A 22669-nucleotide genomic window follows, 5' to 3' on the forward strand; every position below is an offset into this window, starting at 1 on the left:
GTGGTGAACCCGCACACCCGCCCCATCGGCGGACGATTGCCGTATTCCGTACGCTGCTTTTCGGTCAGCGGACGCCCGGCGGCCGGCTGAGCGCTCAGTAGGCGCGCGCGCAGATCGCCAGCGTGCCCGGAGAGTCGTCGGCGTCCGGCACCGAACCGTCCGGCGAGACCAGGCAGCGCACGGAAACGCCCTGCTCGGCGAGCTTGGCCTCGCCCTCCGGGCCGAGGTCGGCCCACGGGATGCGGGCCCAGCCGGTGGCGGCGGCCTCGACGGCCTCCTCGATGGACGTGACGTCCACGGTGCGGGACAGCCGGCGCTCGCGCGCCTCGCGCAGCAGCGTCGCCTGGTCCTCGTCCAGCACCTTGGGCAGCAGGTCGGCCAGCGTGTCGATGGCGACCGGCTCCTTGCCCCCGGGGATCCGGCGGGCCAGCATCGCGGTGCCGGCCTCCAGGTCGCGCGGCCCGATCTCGACCCGGACCGGTACGCCCTTCAGCTCCCAGTCCACGGCCCGGCGGCCGAACGGGGTGTCGGTGCGGTCGTCCACGTGGACGCGCAGGCCCGCCGCGCGCAGCGCCGCGCCGATCTCCCGCACCTTGGCGACGACTTCCTCGTCGCCCTTGATCGCCAGCACCACGACCTGGGTCTGCGCCAGCCGCGGCGGCACCCGCAGGCCGTTGTCGTCGCCGTGCATCATCACCAGGGCGCCGATCATCCGCGTGGTGCTGCCCCAGGAGGTCTGCCAGACGTGCTCCTGGGCGCCGTCCTTGGACAGGTACTGGGTGTTGAACGCCTTGGCGAAGTTCTGCCCCAGCTCATGGCTGGTGCCCAGCTGCAGCGCCTTGCCGTCGCCCATCATCCCTTCCAGGGTGAGGGTGTTGATGGCGCCGGCGAACCGCTCCTTGGCGGTCTTGCGGCCCAGCACGACGTCCATCGCGAGCACGTTCTCCATGAAGTCCGCGTAGACGTCCTTCTGGATGCGGGCGGCGTAGGCGCGGGCGTCCTCGTACGTGGCGTGGGCGGTGTGGCCCTCCTGCCAGAGGAATTCGGTGGTGCGCAGGAACAGCCGCGGGCGCAGCTCCCAACGGACCACGTTCGCCCACTGGTTGATCAGCAGCGGCAGGTCGCGGTAGCTCTGCACCCACTTGGAGAAGTATTCGTTGATGATCGTCTCGGAGGTCGGCCGGACGACGATCGGCTCCTCCAGCTCCTTGCCACCGCCGTGCGTGACGACCGCGAGCTCGGGCGCGAAGCCCTCGACGTGCTCGGCCTCGCGGGTCAGGTAGGACTGCGGGATGAAGAGCGGGAAGTACGCGTTCTGCGCGCCCGCCTCCTTGATCCGCGCGTCCATGTCCTGCTGCATCCGCTCCCACAGGCCGTAGCCGTAAGGCCGGATGACCATGGTGCCGCGCACCGGGCCGTTGTCGGCCAGCTCGGCCTTGCTGATCAGGTCCTGGTACCAGCGCGGGAAATCGTCCGCCTGGGGGGTGAGAACGGGAGCCTTTGCCATGACGCAGATGTTACGGCCCCGCCCGCCCCGAGCGTGAATCGGCCGGTCGGCGCGGACCCGGGGCAGCGCGCGCGGGCGTACGGCCGCGGCGCCCGGGCGGGTGCCTTCAAAAATGGGCACTCCGGACCCTGGACGGCGTCCGCATTCAGCAGTTGTCTGGCTTTCGGGGACGCAAGCGGCAGGACCGGCAGCACGGGGGCAAAACGACAGCGCACATCTGATTGGGGCGGTCGATGGCTTCTACGCTCTATCGCGGTACCAGGTCCGACGCGGAGCGCAGGGCGCGGGACTGGGCGGAGATCCAGGAACGGATGCTGGTCCCGCTGTACGGATGCGTGTACGACCGGCTGGAGGTCGGTGCGGACACCCGGTTACTGGGCCTCGGCTGCGGCTCGGGGCTCGCGCTCCTGCTCGCGGCCGGCCGGGGCGCCGCCGTCACCGGCTACGACACCGACGAGCAGCGGCTCGCGCTGGCCCGCGAACGCCTGCTGCCCGCGCCCGCCTGGGGCATGCCGGCCCGGCACCGCGGCCGGGCCCGGCTGACGGCGGGCGTCCCGCACCGGCTCACCGGCGGCTTCGACGTCGTCACCGCCTTCGACCCGGCGACCCCTGCGGCCGATCTGCTGCCGTCGCTGTGCGCCGTGGCGGCCGGCGCGGGTCCCGACACCGCGGTGGTGCTGGCCGGCTGGGGGCCGCCGGAGCGCTGCGCCACCTCCCGAGTGCTGCGGGTCGCTGCCCGTCTCGGCGAGCCGCGCGGCGCGGCGGCGCCCGAGGCGCGGCTCAGCGGTCGGGACGACCTGGAGGACCTGGCCCGCGCGGCGGGGCTGCGCCCGGACGGCTCCGGCCGGGTCTCATGCCCCTTCGGCTACCCGGACCCGGCCAGCGCGGTGCGCGGCCTGCTCTCCACCGGGCTGTTCGACGCGGCGGTGGAGGCCACCGACCCGCAGCAGGTCGACAAGGAGATCGCCGAGGCGCTGCACCCGTACCGGCGGCCGGACGGCACGGTGCGGATGGAGAACGTCTTCCGGTACGTGATCGCCCGCGTGCCCGGCGCATAGGCCGTATCCGCCGCACACGGCGTACGAAAACCGGTGGTGCGTCGGCCGTTCGGTCCGCGAGGGTCGGGGCATGCCCGACACTCCCCCGCTGACACCCGGCGCGCCCACGACCGTACGGCTGACCAAGGCCGGCCGTGACAAGCGCGGCTACCCCGCCACCGTGCTGGCCGACGACGGCGTGCGCGTGACCGTACGCGCCGACTGGGCCGCGCCCGGGGCCCGCGACTTCGGCTTCGTGCGCTTCGAGCCCGGCGACGTCTTCACCGAGACCTACTGGCGCGACCGCTGGTACGCGGTCAAGGAGGTACGGGACGCGGGCGGCGCGCTCAAGGGCTGGTACTGCGACATCGCCCGGCCCGCGGTCGTCACCGCCGACGGCCTGACCGTCGACGATCTCGACCTGGACCTGTGGGTGTCGGCGGACGGCACGGCCGTACTGCGGCTGGACGAGGACGAGTTCGCGACCGGCGGTCTGCCGGAGCGCGACCCGGCCGCCGCGGCGCGCGCCGCGCGCACGCTGGACGAACTGGAGGCACGGGCGCGCGCCGGCGGACCGGGCGCGCTGCTGGCCTGACGTATACGAAGTCGCGGACGGGGCGGGCCGTCAGCCGGCGGTCAGGCCGGGCCACTCCTCCGCGGTGAGCGCGTACCGCTCGTGGTCGCGCCAGGCGTCGTTGATGTAGAGCATGCGCGGCGAGTAGCCCTCCAGGCGGAAGCCGAGGCGCTTGGCCATCGCGACCGAACGGCTGTTGTCCGGCTGGACGTTGATCTCCAGCCGGTGCAGCCCGAGGCCGTCCGGATAGCTGGTGAAGCAGCGGTCCACCACCTGCCGCAGCCCCTCGGTCATCCGTCCCGTACCGCTGTACGGCAGGTAACTGTCGTATCCCAGCGAGGCGTTGCGGAAGCGGGCCCGCACGATGTTGGCGACATTGACCTTGCCGACGATGCCGCTGTCCTCGTCATTGACGACGAGGAAGGTCCGCAGTTCGGCGCCCTGCCGGCGCAGCAGTTCGCCGAAGCCGTCCGGCTCCACCGGATTCCACAGCTTGAGGTGTTCGACGGAGCGCAGCACCGCGGCGCGGTGCGGTTCGGCGTCGGCGGGCCTTGGCTCTCGAATGGATACGCGCATGCGCCCATCATGGCGCGCCGCCCGGATGCGCACGCCGGCCGGGGCCGGGTCAGCCCATGAACTTCTTGAACTCGTCGGGCAGTTCGAAGTCCTGTCCGGCGGGCAGGCCGAACGGGCTGTCGCCGCCCTGCCCCTGGCCCTGCTGCTCGCGCTTGGCCGCGGCGGCGGCCGCCTCCGCCTTGCGCTTCATCGGGTTGCCGGACTGCCGCTTGCCCTTGGCCTGCTTCTGCTGCTTCTTCTGCCGGCCGGGGCCGCCGCCCATGCCCGGCATCCCCGGCATGCCCGGCATACCGCCGCCCTGGGCCATCCGCGACATCATCTTGCGGGCCTCGAAGAACCGCTCCACCAGGCCCTTGACCGCGCTGACCTCGACACCGGAACCCTTGGCGATCCGGGCCCGGCGCGAGCCGTTGATGATGTGCGGGTCCTGCCGCTCGCCCGGCGTCATCGATTTGATGATCGCGGCGGTGCGGTCGACGTCCTTCTCGTCCAGATTGTTGATCTGGTCCTTGATCTGGCCCATGCCCGGCAGCATGCCGAGCAGCTTGGAGATGGAGCCCATCTTGCGGACCTGCTCCATCTGTGCGAGGAAGTCGTCCAGCGTGAAGTCCTTGCCGCCCTTGCTGCTCTGCAGCTTGGCGGCCATCTTCTCGGCCTCGGCCTGGCTGAAGGTCTGTTCGGCCTTCTCGATCAGCGACAGCACGTCGCCCATGCCGAGGATCCGGGACGCCATCCGGTCCGGGTGGAAGGCGTCGAAGTCGTCCAGCTTCTCGCCGTTGGACGCGAACATGATCTGCTTGCCGGTGACGTGCGCGATGGACAGCGCCGCGCCGCCGCGGGCGTCGCCGTCCAGCTTGGAGAGCACCACACCGTCGAAGCCGACGCCGTCGCGGAACGCCTCTGCGGTGTTCACCGCGTCCTGGCCGATCATCGCGTCGACGACGAAGAGGATCTCGTCGGGGCGGACCGCGTCGCGGATGTCGGCGGCCTGCCGCATCAGCTCCTCGTCCACACCGAGGCGGCCCGCGGTGTCCACGATCACGATGTCGTGCTGCCGGGCCTTGGCGAATTCGATGGAGTCCTGCGCGACCTTGACCGGGTCGCCCACCCCGTTGCCCGGCTCGGGCGCGAAGACGGCGACGCCCGCCCGCTCGGCGACGACGCTGAGCTGGTTGACCGCGTTGGGGCGCTGGAGGTCGCAGGCGACCAGCAGCGGGGTGTGGCCCTGGCCCTGGAGCCACTTGCCGAGCTTTCCGGCGAGCGTGGTCTTGCCGGCGCCCTGGAGGCCCGCGAGCATGATCACGGTCGGCGGCTGCTTGGCGAACCGCAGCCGGCGGGTCTCGCCGCCGAGGATGCCGACCAGCTCGTCGTTGACGATCTTGATAATTTGTTGCGCTGGATTGAGCGCCTTCGAAACCTCGGCGCCGAGCGCGCGCTGCTTGACGTTGGCGATGAAGGCGCGCACCGCGGGCAGCGCGACGTCCGCTTCGAGCAGGGCGATCCGGATCTCACGCGCGGTGGCGTCGATGTCCGCCTCGGAAAGACGGCCTTTGCCCCGGAGGTTTTTGAAGGTTGCTGCAAGGCGGTCTGAGAGCGTATCGAACACGGTGGCTGCAGATCCTCAGGTCGAGGGCGGACACAATCTCCCCCAGGGTATCCGGCCGGGACGGGTAACCGCCCTCGTCGGGCGGATCGGCCGGGCGGGACCCGGTGCCGCGCGCCGGGTCCCTGGCTCAGCGCAGGGCCTTCTCCACCTGCCGGGCCACCTCGGCCGCGCGGGCCGACGGCAGCGGACTGCCGTCCTTGCCGACGACGTAGAAGGCGTCGACCGCGTTGGCGCCGAGGGTGGAGATCCGGGCGGAGCGGATGGTGACGGCGGTGCCGGCCAGGGCCAGGCCGATGCGGTGCAGCAGCCCGGGGGCGTCGTGCGCGCGGACCTCCAGGACGGTCGCGGTCTGCGAGGTGCCGCCGGGGGCGACGGTGACCCGGGGCGGCGGCGGGGTGATGCCGCGCCGCCGCGGGTAGGCGGCCTCCCGCTCGGCGAGCCTGGCCTCGATGTCGAGGCCGCCGTCGAAGGCGCGGGCCAGATCGGCGCGCAGCCGCGCGGCCTCCGGCAGGGCGCCGTATTCGGCGGACACCCGCCAGGTGAGCAGGCCGATCGGACCCTCGCCGATCGGATCGAAGGAGCGCAGGTCGGCGGCGCGGACGGTGAGCCGGTGCAGCGCCAGGACACCGGCGGCCAGCGCGACGAGGCCGGGCCGGTCGGGGACGGCGAGGATCAGTTCCACGCCGAGCGCCTCCTCCTGCGCGTCGCCCTCGGGTTCCGGCTCTGCCTGGGCGTGCAGGGCCAGGACGGGGCCGCCGGTGCGGGCGGCCTCGATGGCCAGGCGCTCCTCCTCGGCGGTGGGGTCGCGGTCGGCGGCCCGCGGCAGGGCGCCGCTGTCGAGGGCGCCCGCGACCCGGTCGACGAGGTCGGCGAGCAGCGAGGCCCGCCAGGTGCTCCAGGCGGCCGGCCCGGTGGCGAGCGCGTCGGCCTCGGTGAGCGCGGCGAGCAGTTCCAGCGTGGAGGTGTCCCGTACGGTCTCGGCGACCGACCGTACGGTCTCGGGGTCGTCCAGGTCGCGGCGGGTGGCGGTGTCGATGAGCAGCAGGTGGTGGCGGACCAGCAGGGCGAGGGTGGTGGCGTCGGCGGGGTTGAAGCCGATCCGGGTGGCGACGTCGCGGGCGATGACCTCACCGGCCTCGCTGTGGTCGCCCGGCCAGCCCTTGCCGATGTCGTGCAGCAGCGCGGCGGTCAGCAGCAGGTCGGGGCGGCCGACCCGGCGGGTCAGCTCCGAGGCGCGCACGGCGGTCTCCACCAGGTGCCGGTCGACGGTGAAGCGGTGCACGGCGTTGCGCTGCGGGCGGCAGCGCACCCGGTCCCAGTCCGGCAGCAGCCGGGTGATCAGCCCCTCGGCCTCCAGCGCCTCCCAGACCTGGACGGTGGCCTCGCCCGCGCCGAGCAGTGTGACCAGCTGCTCGCGGGCCTCGGCGGGCCACGGCACGGGCAGCTGGGGCGCGGCGGCGGCCAGCCGGCGCACCGCGTGCAGCGACAGCGGGAGGCCGGCCTGCGCGGCAGCGGCGGCGGCGCGCAGCGGCAGCAGGGGGTCGCGGTCGGGTTTGGCGGCGAGCGCGAGGACGGCCTCGCCCTCCTGCTCCACGACGCCGTCGGCGAGCGGTACGCGCTCGGGGGCGTGGCCTGCGGGGGACGTACGGCCGAGGCCGAGCAGTCCGCGGCGGCGCGGGCGCTGCTGCCGGGAGCGCAGCACCCGGCCGACCTCGCGCCAGGTGACGTCGGAGGCGTAGGCGATCCGGCGGGCGGCCTCGTAGACCTGGCGGAGCAGGGCGTCGGCGTCGAGCAGGCCGAGGGCGTCGGCGACCTGGTCCTGTTCCTGGAGGGCGAGGCGGTCGGTGGCGCGGCCGGTGGCCAGGTGCAGGGCGTCGCGGGTGTCGAGCAGGGTGGTGCGGGCGGCGTCGAGCCCTTCGCGGGGCGCGTCGGCCAGCCAGGAGGCGGCGACGGCGCGCAGGGCGGTGGCGTCGCGCAGGCCGCCGCGGGCCTCCTTGAGGTCGGGTTCGAGCAGGTACGACAGTTCGCCCTGGCGCTCGGCGCGTTCCTGGCACATCTCGTGCAGGGCGGGCAGCCGTTTGGGCGCCTGATTGCGCCAGTCGGCCAGGACGCTGCCGCGCAGCGCGGAGGTGAGCGCGGGGTCGCCCGCCAGGTGCCGGGCGTCGAGCAGGCCGAGCTGCACCTTGAGGTCCTCGGCGGCGGCCTTCAGCGCCTCGGCGGGGGTGCGCACCGAGTGGTCCAGGGCCAGGCCCAGGTCCCAGACCGGGTACCAGAGGCGGTCGGCGAGCGCGGCGACGGACTTCTCGTTGTCGTGCAGCAGCACCAGGTCGAGGTCGCTGCGCGGCGACAGCTCGCCGCGGCCGTAGCCGCCGACGGCCAGCAGGGCGAAGCCGCCGGTGCCGGTGGCCTCGGCGGCGCTGGTGGCCAGGGCGGCGAGCCACTGGTCGGTGAGGGCGGCCAGGGCCGCGCGGCGCGGCGGCCCGGACTGCGCCTCCTGGGTGAGGAGGCGCAGCCGGGCCGCCGCGTAACTGCTGTCCTGCGCTTCGACGCTGTCGGTCACTCGTACTCCACGCTGGGGGCCGCGCGGGGCGGCCGGTGGTCCGGTTCTCCTGTGCCCCGGATCAGGGCAGGCCCTGGGGTCAGGGCCAAGAGCAGGGCCTAGAGCGCGTCGGGCCCGCGCTCGCCGGTGCGGACCCGGACGGCCGTGTCGACCGGGAGGCTCCACACCTTGCCGTCACCGATCTTGCCCGTTCTGGCCGCCTTGACGACGACTTCGATGAGCTGATCGGCGTCCGCGTCGTCCACCAGGATCTCGATGCGGATCTTCGGCACCAGGTCGACGGTGTACTCCGCGCCCCGGTAGACCTCGGTGTGGCCGCGCTGTCTGCCGTACCCGCTGGCCTCGGTGACGGTGAGGCCGTGCACTCCGAACGCCTGGAGCGCTTCCTTGATCTCGTCGAGCCGGTGCGGCTTCACGACGGCGGTGATGAGCTTCACGCGTCCACCTTCTTGCTGGCGGCGGCATCACTGGACGAGCCGGCCGGGACGGAGGCGGCGGAGCGGCTGCCGACGCCGGCGAAGTCGTACGCGGTCTCGGCGTGCAGCACCTGGTCGACGCCGGTGACCTCCTCGTCGTCGGTGACCCGGAAGCCCATGGTCACGTCGATGAGCTTGGCGAGGATCGCCGCGCACACCAGGGAGTAGCCGAGGACCGAGCCGACCCCGATGAACTGCAGGCCCAGCTGGTGCCAGCCGCCGCCGTAGAAGACGCCCTTGGCGGTCTGGCCGACGCCGCCGGTGGCGAAGAAGCCGATCAGCAGGGAGCCGACGATGCCGCCGACCATGTGGACGCCGACCACGTCGAGCGAGTCGTCGTAGTTGAAGCGGTACTTCAGGCCGACGGCCGCGGCGCAGGCGACACCGGCGATCACACCGACGGCGATGGCACCGAGCGGGGAGACCGAGCCGCAGGACGGGGTGATGGCGACCAGGCCGGCGACCGCGCCGGAGGCCGCGCCCAGGGTGGTGAAGGAGCCGTGCCGGAGCCGCTCGTACAGGAGCCAGCCGAGCATCGCGGCGGCGGTGGCGATCTGGGTGTTGATGAAGGCCACGGCGGCGACGCCGTCGGAGCCGAGCCAGGAGCCCGCGTTGAAGCCGAACCAGCCGAACCACAGCAGACCGCACCCGAGCATGACCAGCGGCAGGTTGTGCGGGCGCATCGGGTCCTTCTTGAACCCGTTGCGCTTGCCGATGACGAGGATGACGCCGAGGGCCGCCGCACCCGCGTTGATGTGCACCGCCGTACCGCCGGCGAAGTCGATGACGCCCTTCTTGAACAGCCAGCCGTCCGACGCCCACACCCAGTGCGCGACCGGGAAGTAGACGACCGTGGCCCACAGCGCGATGAACAGCGACCACGCGGTGAATTTGACCCGGTCGGCGAGGGCGCCGCTGATCAGGGCCGGGGTGATGACCGCGAACATGAGCTGGAAGACGGCGAAGACATAGACCGGGATTCCGTATCCCGGCCACAGTTCCGCGATGCCGATGTCCCGCATGCCGAGCCAGTCGGTGCCGCCGAGGAAGCCGTTGCCGCTGTCGAAGGCGAAACTGAATCCGTAGAGCGTCCACAGAATGGTGATGATGCCCAGGCTGATAAAACTCATCATCAGCATGTTCAGGGCGCTCTTGACCCGCACCATGCCGCCGTAGAAGAAGGCGAGACCCGGGGTCATCACCATCACGAGAGCGGCGCTGATCAATATGAACGCCGTACTTCCGGTATCGAGCTTGGGCGCATCCGCGGCAAGCGTGATGATGGCTGGTGCCATCGGCGTCTCCTCGTCATCCGAACGGCCCGTGCGGGCGGTGCAAGGGTTGGGCCGGTTTTCGCCATGAGATTCGCTCAGGCGGGTTTCGGTCGATGCCGCACGGTGTTTCGGGGCCGTGACGAAGAAGTCGCACGTGTTACGCGAAGGTGAACCACCCGCGCGTGCGCGTAAGGATGTATACGGGTGTGACGGGCTGCGATTAGGCGGACTCGGGCGGGCGGAGTCGGTCGGAGCCGGTCGAGCCGAATCGGCTAGGCGGACTCGGCGACTTCCGGGAGTTCCACCGAGAGCCGGTCGGCGAGCGCGACGACTTCCGCGACGCCGCCGTAGTCGCGGACCGCGGACTGGGTGGTCTTGCGGATCCGGGTGTTGACGCGCTCGGAGCGGACCCGCTTGGCGACGGTGATGGCGCGGTCGGTGAAGTGCGCGGCCTGTTCCGGGCTCTCCTGGAGCAGGTGCACGGTGGCCAGGCCGACCAGATTGAGGGCGTACGCGCGCTGGTGCACCGCGTCGTCGCTGAACAGCTCGACGGCGCGCTCCATGACGGGGTGCGCGAGCGAGGCGTAGGCGGGGCTGCGGCCCGCGACATAGGCGAGGTCGCGGTAGGAGTGCGCGTTCTCCGCGTTCAGCTCGGCCTCGTTGAAGAAGCTGATCCAGGACGGGTCCTCGTCCGGGCGGGAGTCGGTCCAGGTGTCCTCGGCCATCCGGACCGCGCGGTGGCACTTGTTGACCTGGCCCATGTTGGCGTACGCGCGCGCCTCCAGGGAGTGCAGCATCGCCTGGGTGGTGGCGGTGGCCGTGTCCCGGCTGCCGTACTGCGCGAGGTGGATCAGCTCCAACGCGTCGTCGGGCCGGTTGAGATGGATCATCTGACGGCTCATCGAGGACAGGATGAACGCGCCCAGCGGCCGGTCGCCGGCCTCCTTGGCGGCGTGCAGCGCGAGCACCAGGTACTTCTGGGCGGTGGGCTGGAGTCCGACGTCGTAGCTCATCCAGCCGGCAAGGGCGGCGAGGTCGGCGGTGATCCGGTAGAGCCTGCGGGCGACGTGCTCCGACTGCGGTTCCTGGAGCAGGTCGGTGACTTCGTGGAGCTGGCCGACAACGGCCTTGCGGCGCAGGCCGCCACCGCACTGATTGTCCCATTCGCGGAACATCACGGTGGTGGACTCCAGGAGTTGCAGCTCCTGTTCCGACAGCCGGGAGGGGCGGCCCGCGGTGTCGCGGGGCGCGCTGAGCAGCGGACCGTCCTGATCGGCGGTCCCCAGAGGCCCGTTGGTGGGCACCAGCCAGCGCTGCATCGGCTCGATGAGCGCGGGGCCCGCGGACAGCGCGAGGGAGGCGCCGAGGAAGCCGCGGCGGCCGAGCATCAGGTCGCTGCGGGAGAACTCGCTGATCAGCTGGACGGTCTGCGGGCCGGCCCACGGCAGGTCGACGTCGCCGCCCGCGGCGGGCTGGTGCGCGGAGCGCAGCCCGAGGTCCTCGACGGGCACGACGCAGCCGAAGCGCTCGGAGAACAGCTCGGACATGATGCGCGGGATGGGCTCGCGGGGCTGCTCGCCGTCGAGCCAGCGGCGCACCCGGGAGGTGTCGGTGCTGACGTGATGGGCGCCCAACTGCCGTGCCCTGCGGTTCACCTGACGGGCCAGCTCGCCCTTGGACCAGCCGCTGCGCACGAACCACGAGGTCAACTGCGCGTTGGGCTGCTTCTCTTGTGTGCCGCCCACGGTCAAGCCCCCATCCGACTAGCCCAACTCCGTGGATACCAGGGTTGGTTGAGTCCTGTCGACCCCCGGCGTCCGTCGCACACATGCCCCCGGCACAACCGGACGCACATGCGGACGACACTCGCCGATGTACGAACCGAAAGTAATCCTACGATCACCCGTCCGCGACCGTTGTTGCGGAAACGCCACCATTCGCCACCCCTTCGAATGAACTCCTTCGCCGCGACAGACGATTCACTTGACACATGCCGGTCGCACGAGGTCAGGCAGGCGCGTAACCATCGGGCGCGGCGATCCGTTGGAGGTGTCATGGTGTTCACGATCGGCAGCATGCGGGAGATCCGGCAGCAGCGGCCCGGAGGGCGGCCGGGGGTGCGCCCCGGCGCGCGCCGTCGGACGCGCGCCGCTGTGTGCACCACTGTCGCGGAGTACACCGGGCTGTGCGGCTGGTCCGTGGTCCCGGGGGCGCGGGCGGCGCGCGGCGGCGGCGCGTGTTCGTGCGGCGCCGCCGACTGCCGGCGGCCGGGCGCGCATCCGCTGCCCTTCGCCGACACGATTCCCGCGGGCAGCACCCTGGAGGAGGCCGCGCGGGCCTGGGCGCAGGTGCCGGGCGCGGCGGTGCTGCTGCCGGTGGGGCGGTCCTTCGACGTCCTGGACGTGACGGAGGCGTCGGGGCGCCGCGCGCTGGTCCGGCTGGAGCGGATGGGGCTGCGGCTCGGCCCGGTGCTGCTGACGCCGACCGGGCGCGCGCAGTTCTTCGTCGCGCCGGGCGCCGCCGCCGAACTGCCGCATCTGCTCTACCGGATGGGCTGGGACGACGCGCGGCTCGACCTGCGCTGCCTGGGCCCCGGTGACCATGTCACCGCTCCCCCGTCCGACCTCGGCGGCCTCGGCCCGGTCCGCTGGCTGCGCGAGCCACTCCTGGGCCGCGCCGCCTGCGCCGCCCAGCCCCCCGAGGCCCGCCTCCTGCTCGGCACCCTCGCCTACGTCAGCCACCGCGACAGCGCGTACGCGTAGCGCCGGCCCGCAAACCGTCGGCCCGCACGCGTCGGCCCGCAGGCACACGTAAGGGGCGCCCGCCTGGTTGGGCGCCCCTTACGCATGGGATACGGGACCTCGGTCCCGGTCAGCGCGTCCGCTCCCCGATCGGCTACTCCCCGATCAGCGCGTCCACGAAAGCGCCCGGCTCGAACGGGGCCATGTCGTCCGCGCCCTCGCCGAGGCCGACGAGCTTGACCGGGACGCCCAGCTCGCGCTGGACGGCGACGACGATGCCACCCTTGGCGGTGCCGTCGAGCTTGGTGAGGACGATGCCGGTGATGTCCACGACCTCGGCGAAGACCCGGGCCTGGACCAGGCCGTTCTGACCGGTGGTGGCGTCCAGCACGAGCAGCACCTCGTCGACCGGGCCGTGCTTCTCCACGACCCGCTTGACCTTGCCCAGCTCGTCCATCAGGCCGGTCTTGGTGTGCAGCCGGCCCGCGGTGTCGATGAGGACGGCGTCGGCGCCCTCGGCGATGCCCTCCTTGACCGCGTCGAAGGCGATCGAGGCGGGGTCGCCGCCCTCGGGGCCGCGTACAGTCCTGGCGCCGACCCGCTCGCCCCAGGTCTGCAGCTGGTCGGCGGCGGCGGCGCGGAAGGTGTCGGCGGCGCCGAGCACGACGCTGTGGCCGTCGGCGACCAGCACCCGGGCGAGCTTGCCGGTGGTGGTGGTCTTCCCGGTGCCGTTGACCCCGACGACCATCAGGACGGCCGGGGACTCCTCGTGGCTCTCGGTGTGCAGGGTGCGGTCCAGCTCCGGGTCGAGGAGGGTGATCAGCTCCTCGCGCAGCAGCGCGCGCAGCTCGTCGGGGGTGCGGGTGCCGAGCACCCGGACCCGGGTGCGCAGCCGCTCCACCAGTTCCTGGGTGGGCGCGACGCCGACGTCCGCGGTGAGCAGGATCTCCTCGATCTCCTCCCAGGTGTCCTCGTCGAGGCGTTCCCGGGAGAGCAGGGTGAGCAGGCCCTTGCCGAGCGAATTCTGCGAGCGGGACAGCCGCGAGCGCAGCCGTACCAGCCGTCCCGCGGTGGGCTCGGGCTGCTCGATCACCGGCGCCGGCGGTACCTGCACCTCTTCCACGGCGTCCGGCGCGGCCGTGGCGCCGGGCAGGTCGACCTCTTCGATCGTCCGGCGCTCTTCGTCCCGCGGCGCCTCGGCCTCGTCCCCGACGTGCGGTTCCGCGGGCGGGGCGGTGACCGAGGGGGTGCCCGTCCGCGGCGGCGGAAGCTGCTTCCTGCGGCGGCTGCCGACGACCAGTCCACCGGCCCCGAGGATCACGACCAGGGCGATGACGACTGCGAGGATGACGATTTCCATGGGTTCTTTCGAAGCCTTTCACCAGGTCAGAGCGTGTGCATGGTAGCCCACCGGCCACATGTGCCACTGCGGCGTCACCACCCGTCGGGGCGCACGCGCACGTCAACGGTACGGGAAACCCGCCGTCCGGCCCTGACCCGTGCGCCGGACGCGTGCGCCGGAGGGCGCCTGCCTAGCCCATGTCCTCCAGCTTCTTGCCCTTGGTCTCCTTCACGAACAGCAGCACGAAGGGGATGGAGAGCGCGGCGAAGCACGTGTAGATGACGTAGGTGCCCGACAGATTCCAGTCCGCCAGCGTCGGGAAGCTCGCGGTGATCGCCCAGTTGGCGATCCACTGCGCGGAGGCGGCGACGCCGAGTGCCGCCGCGCGGATCTTGTTGGGGAACATCTCGCCGAGGAAGACCCAGACCACCACACCCCACGACAGGGCGAAGAAGAGCACGAAGCAGTGCGCGGCGACCAGTGCGACCGTGCCCTGCGCGTTCGGCAGGGTGTCGCCGGACTTCGAGGAGAAGGCCCATGCCTCCAGCGCCAGTGAGACGGCCATGCCGGACGAGCCGATCAGCGCCAGCGGCCTGCGGCCGATCCGGTCCACGAAGATCATCGCGATCACCGTGCCGATGATGTTCACGATCGACGTGGTGAAGGAGTAGAAGAAGGAGCTGCTCGGGTCGATGCCGACCGACTGCCACAGGGTGGACGAGTAGTAGAAGGCCACATTGATGCCGACGAGCTGCTGGAAGACGGACAGGCCGATACCGACCCAGACGATCGGCAGGAAGCCCCAGCGGGTGCCGAGCAGATCGCCGAAGGTCGACTTGTGCTCGCGGCGCATGGCCTGCTCGATCTCGGCGACGCGGGCGTCCAGGTCGGTGTCCGCGCCCTCGACATCGGCGAGTACGGCCTTGGCGTCGGCCTCGCGGTTCACCGAGATGAGGTAGCGCGGCGACTCGGGGATCGCGAAGGACAGCAGCCCGTAGATCACCGCGGGGATCACCATCACGCCGAGCATGACCTGCCATGCCTCCAGGCCGATGATCTTGCCGCGCTGGTCGTCGTCGGCGCCCTTGAGGATGGCGTAGTTGACCAGCTGCGAGACGGCGATGCCCAGCACGATGGCGGCCTGCTGGAAGGAGGCGAGCCGGCCGCGGTAGGCGGGCGGCGAGACCTCGGCGATGTACGCCGGGCCGATCACGGACGCCATGCCGATGGCGAAGCCGCCGATGATCCGCCACATCGCCAGGTCCCACAGGGCGAAGGGCAGGGCGGACCCGACGGCGCTGATGGTGAACAGCACCGACGCGATCTGCATGCAGCGGATCCGGCCGATGCGGTCGGCGATCCGGCCCGCGGTCGCGGCTCCGATGGCGCAGCCGATCAGGGCGATGGCGATGACCTGGGCGAGCGTGCCGGAGCCGATGTCGTACTTGTCACGGATGGCCTCGACGGCGCCGTTGATGACGGAGCTGTCGTAGCCGAAGAGAAAGCCGCCCATGGCGGCGGCGGCCGTGATGAAGATGATGTGGCCGAGGTGTTCCGGCAGCGCGCTGTGGTCTGCCGCGTCGGACGCTCGTGCGGTGCTGGTCAAGGTGGTCTCCTCGGGCTCGGCTGTGAGCCCTCACATGAGGGTCTGGATCTTCGAGTCTCGGGCGGTGCGCGTGACGCCACCACTCGAACCTGCACAGCCGGAAGGCGGCCGGAGAGACGGCCGGGGAGGCTCAGGCGGGCTGCTGCTTGCCGTTGCGCAGCCGCTGGCTGATCACCTTGGACACACCGTCGCCCTGCATCGATACGCCGTACAGGGCATCGGCGACCTCCATCGTGCGCTTCTGGTGGGTGATCACGATGAGCTGCGAGCTCTCCTGGAGTTCCTCCATGATCCGGATCAGTCTCTGCAGGTTGGTGTCGTCCAGGGCCGCCTCGACCTCGTCCATCACGTAGAACGGGCTCGGCCGCGCCTTGAAGATCGACACCAGCATCGCCACCGCGGTCAGCGAGCGCTCGCCTCCCGACAGCAGTGAAAGCCGCTTGACCTTCTTCCCGGGCGGCCGCGCCTCAACCTCCACACCTGTGGTCAGCATGTTGTCCGGGTCGGTGAGCAGCAGCCGACCCTCGCCGCCGGGGAAGAGCCGGGAGAAGACGCCCTCGAATTCGCGGGCGGTGTCGTGGAAGGCGGCGGTGAAGACCTGCTCCACCCGCTCGTCCACGTCCTTGACCACCTGGAGCAGGTCGGCCCGCGTCTTGCGCAGGTCCTCCAGCTGCTCGGTGAGGAATTTGTGCCGCTCCTCCAGCGCCGCGAATTCCTCCAGCGCCAGCGGATTGACCTTGCCGAGCTGCGCGTACGCCTTCTCCGCCGCCTTCAGCCGCTTCTCCTGCTCGGGGCGGCGGTACGGGCGCGGCTGGTTGCGCGGGTCCTCCGGGTCCTCGGGCAGGATCTCGCCCTCGGCGGGCGGCGAGGGCGGCACAAGCTGGTCGGGGCCGTACTCGGCGACCAGGCCCGCGGGCTCCATGCCGTGCTCCTCCAGGGCCTTGGCCTCCAGCTGCTCGATCCGCAGCCGCTTCTCGGCGCCCAGCACCTCACCCTTGTGGACGTCGCCGGTGAGGCGGTCCAGCTCGCTCTTCAGCTCCCGGCCGCGGCGCCGCTCCTGGCCCAGCTCCGCCTCTCGCTCGGCCCTGGCCCGCTCGGCGGCGGCGCGCTCCGCCTCGGCGCGGGCCAGCGAGACCTGGACGTATTCCAGCAGGCCGCGGGCGCCGTCGCGGACGGCGGCGGCCACCGACGCCTCGTAGGCCAGGCGGGTCCTGCGCCGCTCGGCCCTGGAGCGGGTCTCGCGCTCGGCGCGCGCGGCCCGGTCCAGGCCGTCGGCCCGGCCCGCCAGGCCCTTGACCCTCTCCTCGTGCGTACGCACCTGGAGCCGGGCCTCCATCTCGGTCTGCCGGGCGTTGGCGCCGTCGGCGGACAGCCGGTCGCGGACCGAGGTGTCCGGCTCCTCCTCGCCGGGCGCCTCCTGGGCCTCGCTCAGCCGGTAGGACAGCTCCTCCAGCTCCTCGCGGGCCGCCGCCAGCGCCTCCTCGGAGCGGCCGACGGCCGCGGCGGCGCGCTCGGCCTCGCCCGCGGCGGCCCTGGCCTGCCCGCCGAAGCGGCCCAGCTGCTGGGCGACCGACGACTTCTCCTTCTCGGCCGCGCGCCGCCGCTGGGTCAGTGCGTCGACCTCGCGGGCCGCGGCCGCCCTGCGCTCCTTGGCGTCCGCCTGCTCGGCGGCCAGCTCCGCGCAGCGCGCGTCGAGCCCCTCCAACTCGGCGGTCGCCTCGTCGACCTGCGCCTGCACCTCCAGCAGGCTCGGCGCCTTCGCGGAACCGCCCTGCGCCAGGTGCGCCGACAGCACATCGCCCTCGGCGGTCACCGCGGTCAGCTCGGGCCGCCGTACGACCAGGGCCTCGGCCTCCTCCAGCGACTCCACCACGACGACCCGGTCGAGCAGCCGCGCCACCGCGGCCCGCAGCTCGGGGCCGGCCGTCACCAGATCGGCCGCCCACCGCGCCTCGCCGGGCAGCCCGGCGCTCTCCGGCCGGGGGCCGGGGACGCCGGCGTGCGCGTCGCCCCCGGCCGGGCCCGCCTGGCCGGGCACGGCGGGGTCGTGGCTCCCGCCACCGGCGGCGGCCGGTCGCCCGTCGTACGGAAGACGGGGCGCCGCGCCGTCGTGGCCGCCCGCGGACGGCTGTCCAGGCACGGCTTGGCCGCCCGCCTCGGTGGCCGGTCCCGCTTCCGTGACCGTGTCCGCTGCCGTGCCCGTACGGGCCTGGTCGTGGGCGGCCACCGGTTCGGGGCTGTCCGCCGGGGCGGCCAGGAGCAGGGCGGCGCGGCCCGCGTCGCCCTTGCGGAGCAGGCGGAGGGCTTCGGCGGCGGCGCCGGGGCCGGTGACCGCGACGGCGTCGGCGGCGGCGCCGAGCGCGGCGGCGAGCGGGATCTCGTAGCCGGGCGTGACCCGCAGCAGGGCGGCGGCCGGGCCGAGGACGCCGCCGAGGTCGGCGCCGAGGAGGGCGCCGGTGCCGTCCTTGCGGCGCAACGACGGGGCGAGGGCGTCACGGCGGGCGGCGACGGCGGCGCGGCGGCGCTCCGCGGCGGTGGCCGCCTCCCGGGCGGCGCTGAACGCCTCCTCGGCGGCGGCCTGTTCGCGGCGCGCGGCCTCGAAGCGCTCCTCCAGCTCGGAGTCGTCCGCGTCCAGGCCCTCCACCTGGGCACGCAGCTCCTCGTACTCGCCCTGCGCGGATTCGGCCCGGTCCCGGGCCTCGTCACGGGCGGCGGCGAGCCGGCCGATCTCGGCCTCGGCGGCGGCGGCCTTGGATCGGGCCGCGTTGACCTGGGCGTTCAGCCGGGCCAGGCCCTCGCGGCGGTCGGCGATGGCGCGGGCGGCGGCCCGCAGCCGGGTCTCCTCCTCGGCGAGCCGGCGCTCCAGCTCCGCGCGGTGGTCGACGGTGTCGTCCAGGGCGCGCTGCGCCGCGTCCAGCGCCTCGGACAGCTCGGCCTCCTGCTCCCGGATCCGGGCGGCCTCGCGCTCCATGTCCTCCGGGTCCCGGCCGCGCCGCTCCTCGGCGGGCTGGGAGGTGGCGTGCCGGTGCCGCTGTTCCGCCAGGCCGATGGTGCCGCGGACCCGCTCGGCGAGCTGGGACAGCGCGTACCAGGTGGCCTGCGCGTCGTTCAGCCGCGGCGTGAGCGCGCGGACCTGTTCCTCCAGGCGCGCCTCGCGCTGCACCGCGACGGCCAGGTCCGCCTCGACGGCGTCCTTGCGCTCCTTGAGCGCGGCCTCGTCGGCGACCTCGGCGCGCAGCGCCTCCCGCAGGGTCACCAGGTCGTCGGCGAGCAGCCGCAGCCGCGCGTCGCGCAGATCGGCCTGGATGACGGCGGCCCGGCGGGCGACCTGGGCCTGCCGGCCGAGCGGTTTGAGCTGGCGGCGGAGCTCGCCCGTGAGATCCGTCACACGGGCGAGATTGGCCTGCATCGCGTCCAGTTTCCGCAGCGCCTTCTCCTTGCGCTTGCGGTGCTTCAGGACGCCCGCGGCCTCCTCGATGAAGGCGCGGCGGCCCATCGGGTCGGCGTGCAGTACGGAGTCCAGCTGGCCCTGGCCGACGATGACGTGCATCTCGCGGCCGATGCCGGAGTCCGACAGCAGTTCCTGAATGTCCAGCAGCCGGCAGGTGTCGCCGTTGAGCTGGTACTCGCTGCCGCCGTTGCGGAACATGATCCGCGTGATCGTGACCTCGGCGTACTCGATCGGCAGCACGCCGTCGCTGTTGTCGATGGTCAGCGACACCTCGGCCCGGCCCAGCGGGGGCCGCCCTGTGGTGCCGGCGAAGATGACGTCCTCCATCTTGCCGCCGCGCAGCGACTTGGCACCCTGCTCGCCCATCACCCAGGACAGCGCGTCGACCACGTTCGACTTGCCGGACCCGTTGGGCCCGACGACGCACGTGATTCCGGGTTCGAAGCGCAGCGTCGTCGCCGAGGCGAACGACTTGAAACCGCGCAGCGTAAGGCTCTTGAGATGCACGCCGGTCGACTCTACTAGCCGTCTTCGGTTTCACCGAGGAAGGTGCAGGGCACATCATGCGTTAAGAAGCGGCTGTCGGCCGCGAAAGTGCGGCTGTGGGGCGGGAGGGCATGACGAAAGGGACGCCGAAGCGTCCCTTGCGATGATGCAGATTCTCAGGCGGTGTCCGAGGACTCACCGGACCGGGCCGAGTACGGCCGACTGCGGCCGGGGACCGGGTCAGGCGAGCGCGGGCTCCGCACGAGATACGTCGATGCTGCTGAGCAGCGACTCTTCATGCGATGCGACAGTCAGAGCGTCGTTCTCCGCCTGCATCCGGACAAGCTCGGATTCCAGGTCCTGAACACGCTGCTGGAGCCTTCGCATCTCGGCGAGAAGTCGCGGGTCGGGGCCGCCGACGTAACCGAGAAGCGCCTTTGCCATGATGGATGGTCCTCCACGCTGAGTGACCGACCGAATGCGGTTTGGGTCGTGGGTGAGGGTTGTTCGCCCGCGCAGGGTGAGAGCCGTGACCGCCGCTGAACAATCCTTGGAGTCACGATGCGCGGGGCTTCCAGCGTCTCACCAAACAACGAGACGGTCAACACGATCACAGCCCAGTCGTCGGGTCCGCCTCAGAAAACACGGCGCTGAAGGCGCCGCGGGCTGCCCGCGTGGCGTCGAGGATCATGCTCGATGGGGGCAGCCTGACACGGCATCCGTCGTATGGCAACCAAATTGCTCAACGGATTTCGAAACCTTCGTATCCGCCCCTCGGCTGCCCCCAGATCTCGGTCACGCCGTCGACCCGGCCGGGCGTGTCTCCGTGGTGCAGCCAGTCGAGCAGCCGCTCACACTGAGCACGAGCGCCCTCGGCGACGACCTGGACCCGGCCGTCGCCGAGATTGCCCGCGTAGCCGACGAGCCCGCCCAGCTCCAGCGCGGTGGCACGGGTCCACCAACGGAAGCCGACGCCCTGGACCCGGCCGCGCACCCAGGCGGTGAGCCGGACATTTTCGTTCATGTCCGCACGCTATCCCGCCAGTTGGATCGGCATGACATCGACGGGTGCCGCCATTCGCTACAGTCGCCCAGCAACGGGGTCACCCGTTCGGGTTAATCCGCCGCCCGGAACCGAGCCGTGCCCGGCGGTACCGGACCGAGCCGACGACCAGAGGAGCGCGAAGGATGGGCCGTCACAGCCGTCATGCGCAGCCGGCCGCACCCCAGCCGGGTCCTCGCTCGCACCGCGGGCGCCGCAAGCACCATCCGGTACGGACCGGGCTGCTCGCCTCGTCCGCCGCGATGGCGGTGGGCGCCGTCGCCGCGTCGTCCGGACTGCTGTCCGGGATCACCGGCGGCCTGGACTACCGCGAGGGCGACGCACATCACACCCAGGCCGACGGTCCGGCGAATCCGGTGCGGACCGGCAGCGACATACCCTCGCCGCTGGGCGACAGCACCGCGCCGACCCCCGGTACGTCCAGCGGCTCCCCCGGCACCCCGTCCTCGGGCACCCCGGCCGGCTCGCCGAGCACGATGCGCACCACCACCGCGTCGCCGTCGCGTACGGCCGCCACCAGCCCGGCGGCTCCCACCCCGACCCGGACGACGGCCGCCCCCACCACCCCGGTGCCGACCACCACGACGACGGCGGCCCGTACGAAGCCGCCCGCCACCACCGGCGCCCCGGCCTCCACCGACGCCGTCACCGCCGCCCGCGCGGCCATCCTGTCCCTGGTCAACGACCAGCGCGCCACCGCCGGCTGCCACCCGCTCACCGCCAGCTCCTCCCTGGACGCGCTCGCCCAGGCGTTCAGCGAGGACATGGCCGCCCGGGACTTCTTCGACCACACCGACCCCGACGGCAAGACCCCCTGGGACCGCGCCAAGGCCCGCGGCATCTCCAATCTCGGCGGCGAGAACATCGCCCGCGGCCAGGCCACCGCCCAGGCCGTCATGGACGCCTGGATGAACAGCCCCGGCCACCGCGCCAACATCCTCAACTGCGACTACACCACCCTCGGCGTCGGCATCCACTACGGCTCCGGCGGCCCCTGGTGGACCCAGGACTTCGGCTTCTGAGCCGGAGCCAGGGCCAGGGCCGGGGCCGCACGCTTTCCGGGAGGAAGCGCTGTGCGGGGGTACGCTTCCCGTATGGCGGAAAGTGAACGGTCCGGGGTGCGCGACGGCGGCGGGGACGGGCTCGCCTTCGACGTCTTCGCGCGGAACTGCCCGTCGCGGGGGACGCTGGAGCATGTCACGGGGCGCTGGGGCAGCCTGACGCTCGGGGCGCTGTACGAGGACACGCTGCGGTTCAACGCGCTGCGGCGGCGGGTGGACGGGGTCAGCGAGAAGATGCTCGCGCAGACGCTGCACGCGCTGGAGCGGGACGGTCTTGTGGTCAGGGACGCGCGGCCGACGAATCCGCCGCATGTCGAATACCGGCTGACGCCGCTCGGCCGGGACACCGCGGAGCGGCTGCTGGCGCTGATCGGGCTGGTCGAGGACCGGATGCCGGAGGTGCTCGCGGCGCGGGAGCGCTACGACGCGGTGCGCGGCACCGGCTGACAGCGCGGGCAGAAATAGCTGGACCTGTTCATCCAGGGCCGGCGGCGGATCGGGGTGCCGCAGCGGCGGCAGGGCTCGTCCTCGCGGCCGTAGGCGTCCAGCGACCGGTCGAAGTAGCCGGATTCGCCGTTCACATTGACGTAGAGGCTGTCGAAGCTGGTGCCGCCCGCGGCCAGCGCGTCGCCCATCACCTCGCGGATGTGGGTGACCAGTTCCGCGGTGCGCGGGCGGGTCATCGTCGCAGTCGGCCGCTCGTAGTGCAGCCGGGTGCGCCACAGCGCCTCGTCGGCGTAGATGTTGCCGACGCCGCTGATCAGCGACTGGTCGAGCAGTGCCCGCTTGATCGTGGTGCGCTTGCGGCGCAGCGCCGTGTGGAAGGCGTCCTCGTCGAAGGCGTCGTCCAGCGGGTCGCGCGCGATGTGCGCGAGCACGGCGGGCAGGCCGTCCTCGGCGCCCGGCACCACCTCGTGCACCGACAGGCCGCCGAAGGTGCGCTGGTCCACGAAGCGGAGGTCGGTGCCCGCGGAGTCGGCGAAGGTGAGCCTGACCCGCAGGTGGGTCTCCGTCGGCGCGGTCGCCGGCTGGACCAGGAGCTGGCCGCTCATGCCCAAGTGGGCGACCAGGGAGTGCTGTTCGGTCAGCGGCAGCCACAGATACTTGCCCCTGCGGTGGGCCTCGCCGATCTCGGCGCCCTTCAGCGCGGCGCTGAAGTCCTCCGGGCCCGCCAAGTGCCGCCGTACGGACCGCAGATGCAGGACGCTCGCCGCTTCCACCGTTCGCCCCGACACCCAGCGCGCCAGCCCCCGCCGTACCACTTCGACTTCCGGCAGCTCCGGCACGGCGCCCCTCCTCCTGGACCTGT

Annotated in this window: 18 protein-coding genes; 5 read left to right on the top strand and 13 right to left on the bottom strand. The window is 72.5% G+C overall.

All coding sequences use genetic code 11. From position 1 onward, the window contains the following. Positions 1-94: 94 nt before the first annotated feature. Positions 95-1507 carry a proline--tRNA ligase gene (proS, locus tag BM076_RS28345; RefSeq protein ID WP_093716571.1) on the bottom strand — a complete coding sequence of 471 codons (1413 nt, stop codon included), beginning with the start codon at positions 1505-1507 and terminating at the stop codon, positions 95-97. Positions 1508-1740: 233 nt separating this feature from the next. Between proS and BM076_RS28350 the strand changes: the two genes are divergently transcribed. After that, a complete protein-coding gene (locus tag BM076_RS28350) occupies positions 1741-2565 on the top strand; it encodes an SAM-dependent methyltransferase (RefSeq protein WP_093716572.1) in 825 nt (274 codons plus the stop codon). Positions 2566-2635: 70 nt separating this feature from the next. Further along, a complete protein-coding gene (locus tag BM076_RS28355; protein ID WP_093716573.1) occupies positions 2636-3139 on the top strand; it encodes a DUF402 domain-containing protein in 504 nt (167 codons plus the stop codon). Positions 3140-3169: 30 nt separating this feature from the next. Here the strand turns inward: BM076_RS28355 and BM076_RS28360 are convergent, their stop codons facing one another. The 6 genes from BM076_RS28360 to nsdA form a co-directional block, all read right to left on the bottom strand. Further along, positions 3170-3694: a GNAT family N-acetyltransferase gene (locus BM076_RS28360; RefSeq protein WP_093716574.1), complete on the bottom strand. Its 525-nt coding sequence runs from the start codon at positions 3692-3694 to the stop codon at positions 3170-3172. Positions 3695-3743: 49 nt separating this feature from the next. Beyond that, positions 3744-5300 carry a signal recognition particle protein gene (gene ffh, locus BM076_RS28365; RefSeq protein ID WP_093716575.1) on the bottom strand — a complete coding sequence of 519 codons (1557 nt, stop codon included), beginning with the start codon at positions 5298-5300 and terminating at the stop codon, positions 3744-3746. 127 nt (positions 5301-5427) lie between these two features. Beyond that, positions 5428-7860, bottom strand: coding sequence for a [protein-PII] uridylyltransferase (locus BM076_RS28370; protein WP_093716576.1), 2433 nt, complete (start codon positions 7858-7860; stop codon positions 5428-5430). Positions 7861-7958: 98 nt separating this feature from the next. Further along, on the bottom strand, positions 7959-8297 hold the full coding sequence (locus tag BM076_RS28375) for a P-II family nitrogen regulator (protein WP_093716577.1): 339 nt from the start codon (positions 8295-8297) through the stop codon (positions 7959-7961). Then, positions 8294-9631: an ammonium transporter gene (locus tag BM076_RS28380; RefSeq protein ID WP_093716578.1), complete on the bottom strand. Its 1338-nt coding sequence runs from the start codon at positions 9629-9631 to the stop codon at positions 8294-8296. Before BM076_RS28380 ends, BM076_RS28375 begins: the two co-directional genes overlap by 4 nt. Positions 9632-9882: 251 nt before the next feature. Further along, complete coding sequence (gene nsdA, locus BM076_RS28385; RefSeq protein ID WP_245796455.1) at positions 9883-11355, bottom strand: transcriptional repressor NsdA; 1473 nt, start codon at positions 11353-11355, stop codon at positions 9883-9885. Between the two features lie 309 nt (positions 11356-11664). On the opposite strand from nsdA, the gene BM076_RS28390 reads away from it, so the two are divergent. Continuing rightward, a complete protein-coding gene (locus tag BM076_RS28390; protein ID WP_093716580.1) occupies positions 11665-12372 on the top strand; it encodes a bifunctional DNA primase/polymerase in 708 nt (235 codons plus the stop codon). A gap of 133 nt (positions 12373-12505) precedes the next feature. Here the strand turns inward: BM076_RS28390 and ftsY are convergent, their stop codons facing one another. From ftsY to BM076_RS28415, 5 genes are all read right to left on the bottom strand, one after another. Further along, a complete protein-coding gene (ftsY, locus tag BM076_RS28395; RefSeq protein ID WP_093716581.1) occupies positions 12506-13711 on the bottom strand; it encodes a signal recognition particle-docking protein FtsY in 1206 nt (401 codons plus the stop codon). Positions 13712-13883: 172 nt separating this feature from the next. Then, on the bottom strand, positions 13884-15299 hold the full coding sequence (locus BM076_RS28400; protein ID WP_093716582.1) for a sugar porter family MFS transporter: 1416 nt from the start codon (positions 15297-15299) through the stop codon (positions 13884-13886). Between the two features lie 130 nt (positions 15300-15429). Then, on the bottom strand, positions 15430-19257 hold the full coding sequence (locus tag BM076_RS28405; RefSeq protein ID WP_093716583.1) for a chromosome segregation SMC family protein: 3828 nt from the start codon (positions 19255-19257) through the stop codon (positions 15430-15432). Positions 19258-19476: 219 nt separating this feature from the next. Continuing rightward, positions 19477-19680 (bottom strand): hypothetical protein, encoded by a 204-nt coding sequence (locus BM076_RS28410; RefSeq protein ID WP_093716584.1) that lies wholly within the window; start codon positions 19678-19680, stop codon positions 19477-19479. A gap of 298 nt (positions 19681-19978) precedes the next feature. Then, positions 19979-20260, bottom strand: a complete 282-nt coding sequence (locus BM076_RS28415) for an acylphosphatase (protein WP_093716585.1) — start codon at positions 20258-20260, stop codon at positions 19979-19981. A gap of 164 nt (positions 20261-20424) precedes the next feature. Here BM076_RS28415 and BM076_RS28420 point away from each other — a divergent pair, with 164 nt between their 5' ends. Continuing rightward, positions 20425-21321, top strand: coding sequence for a CAP domain-containing protein (locus tag BM076_RS28420; RefSeq protein WP_093716586.1), 897 nt, complete (start codon positions 20425-20427; stop codon positions 21319-21321). 72 nt (positions 21322-21393) lie between these two features. After that, positions 21394-21807 carry a winged helix-turn-helix transcriptional regulator gene (locus tag BM076_RS28425; RefSeq protein ID WP_093716587.1) on the top strand — a complete coding sequence of 138 codons (414 nt, stop codon included), beginning with the start codon at positions 21394-21396 and terminating at the stop codon, positions 21805-21807. Here the strand turns inward: BM076_RS28425 and mutM are convergent. Next, the gene (mutM, locus tag BM076_RS28430) at positions 21780-22646 is read right to left on the bottom strand and encodes a bifunctional DNA-formamidopyrimidine glycosylase/DNA-(apurinic or apyrimidinic site) lyase (RefSeq protein ID WP_093716588.1); all 867 of its coding nucleotides are present in this window, start codon (positions 22644-22646) and stop codon (positions 21780-21782) included. The two genes, BM076_RS28425 and mutM, sit on opposite strands and share 28 nt — an antisense overlap. Positions 22647-22669: the final 23 nt, after the last annotated feature.

The sequence above is a fragment of the Actinacidiphila alni genome, from assembly GCF_900112845.1.
GTDB lineage: Bacteria > Actinomycetota > Actinomycetes > Streptomycetales > Streptomycetaceae > Actinacidiphila > Actinacidiphila alni.

What these genes read in the sequence shown, in the direction of transcription:
- proS (WP_093716571.1), bottom strand. Translation starts at nt 1,507, where the DNA reads ATGGCAAAGGCTCCCGTTCTCACCCCCCAGGCGGACGATTTCCCGCGC.
- BM076_RS28350 (WP_093716572.1), top strand. Translation starts at nt 1,741, where the DNA reads ATGGCTTCTACGCTCTATCGCGGTACCAGGTCCGACGCGGAGCGCAGG.
- BM076_RS28355 (WP_093716573.1), top strand. Translation starts at nt 2,636, where the DNA reads ATGCCCGACACTCCCCCGCTGACACCCGGCGCGCCCACGACCGTACGG.
- BM076_RS28360 (WP_093716574.1), bottom strand. Translation starts at nt 3,694, where the DNA reads ATGCGCGTATCCATTCGAGAGCCAAGGCCCGCCGACGCCGAACCGCAC.
- BM076_RS28380 (WP_093716578.1), bottom strand. Translation starts at nt 9,631, where the DNA reads ATGGCACCAGCCATCATCACGCTTGCCGCGGATGCGCCCAAGCTCGAT.
- BM076_RS28390 (WP_093716580.1), top strand. Translation starts at nt 11,665, where the DNA reads ATGGTGTTCACGATCGGCAGCATGCGGGAGATCCGGCAGCAGCGGCCC.
- ftsY (WP_093716581.1), bottom strand. Translation starts at nt 13,711, where the DNA reads ATGGAAATCGTCATCCTCGCAGTCGTCATCGCCCTGGTCGTGATCCTC.
- BM076_RS28410 (WP_093716584.1), bottom strand. Translation starts at nt 19,680, where the DNA reads ATGGCAAAGGCGCTTCTCGGTTACGTCGGCGGCCCCGACCCGCGACTT.
- BM076_RS28415 (WP_093716585.1), bottom strand. Translation starts at nt 20,260, where the DNA reads ATGAACGAAAATGTCCGGCTCACCGCCTGGGTGCGCGGCCGGGTCCAG.
- BM076_RS28420 (WP_093716586.1), top strand. Translation starts at nt 20,425, where the DNA reads ATGGGCCGTCACAGCCGTCATGCGCAGCCGGCCGCACCCCAGCCGGGT.
- BM076_RS28425 (WP_093716587.1), top strand. Translation starts at nt 21,394, where the DNA reads ATGGCGGAAAGTGAACGGTCCGGGGTGCGCGACGGCGGCGGGGACGGG.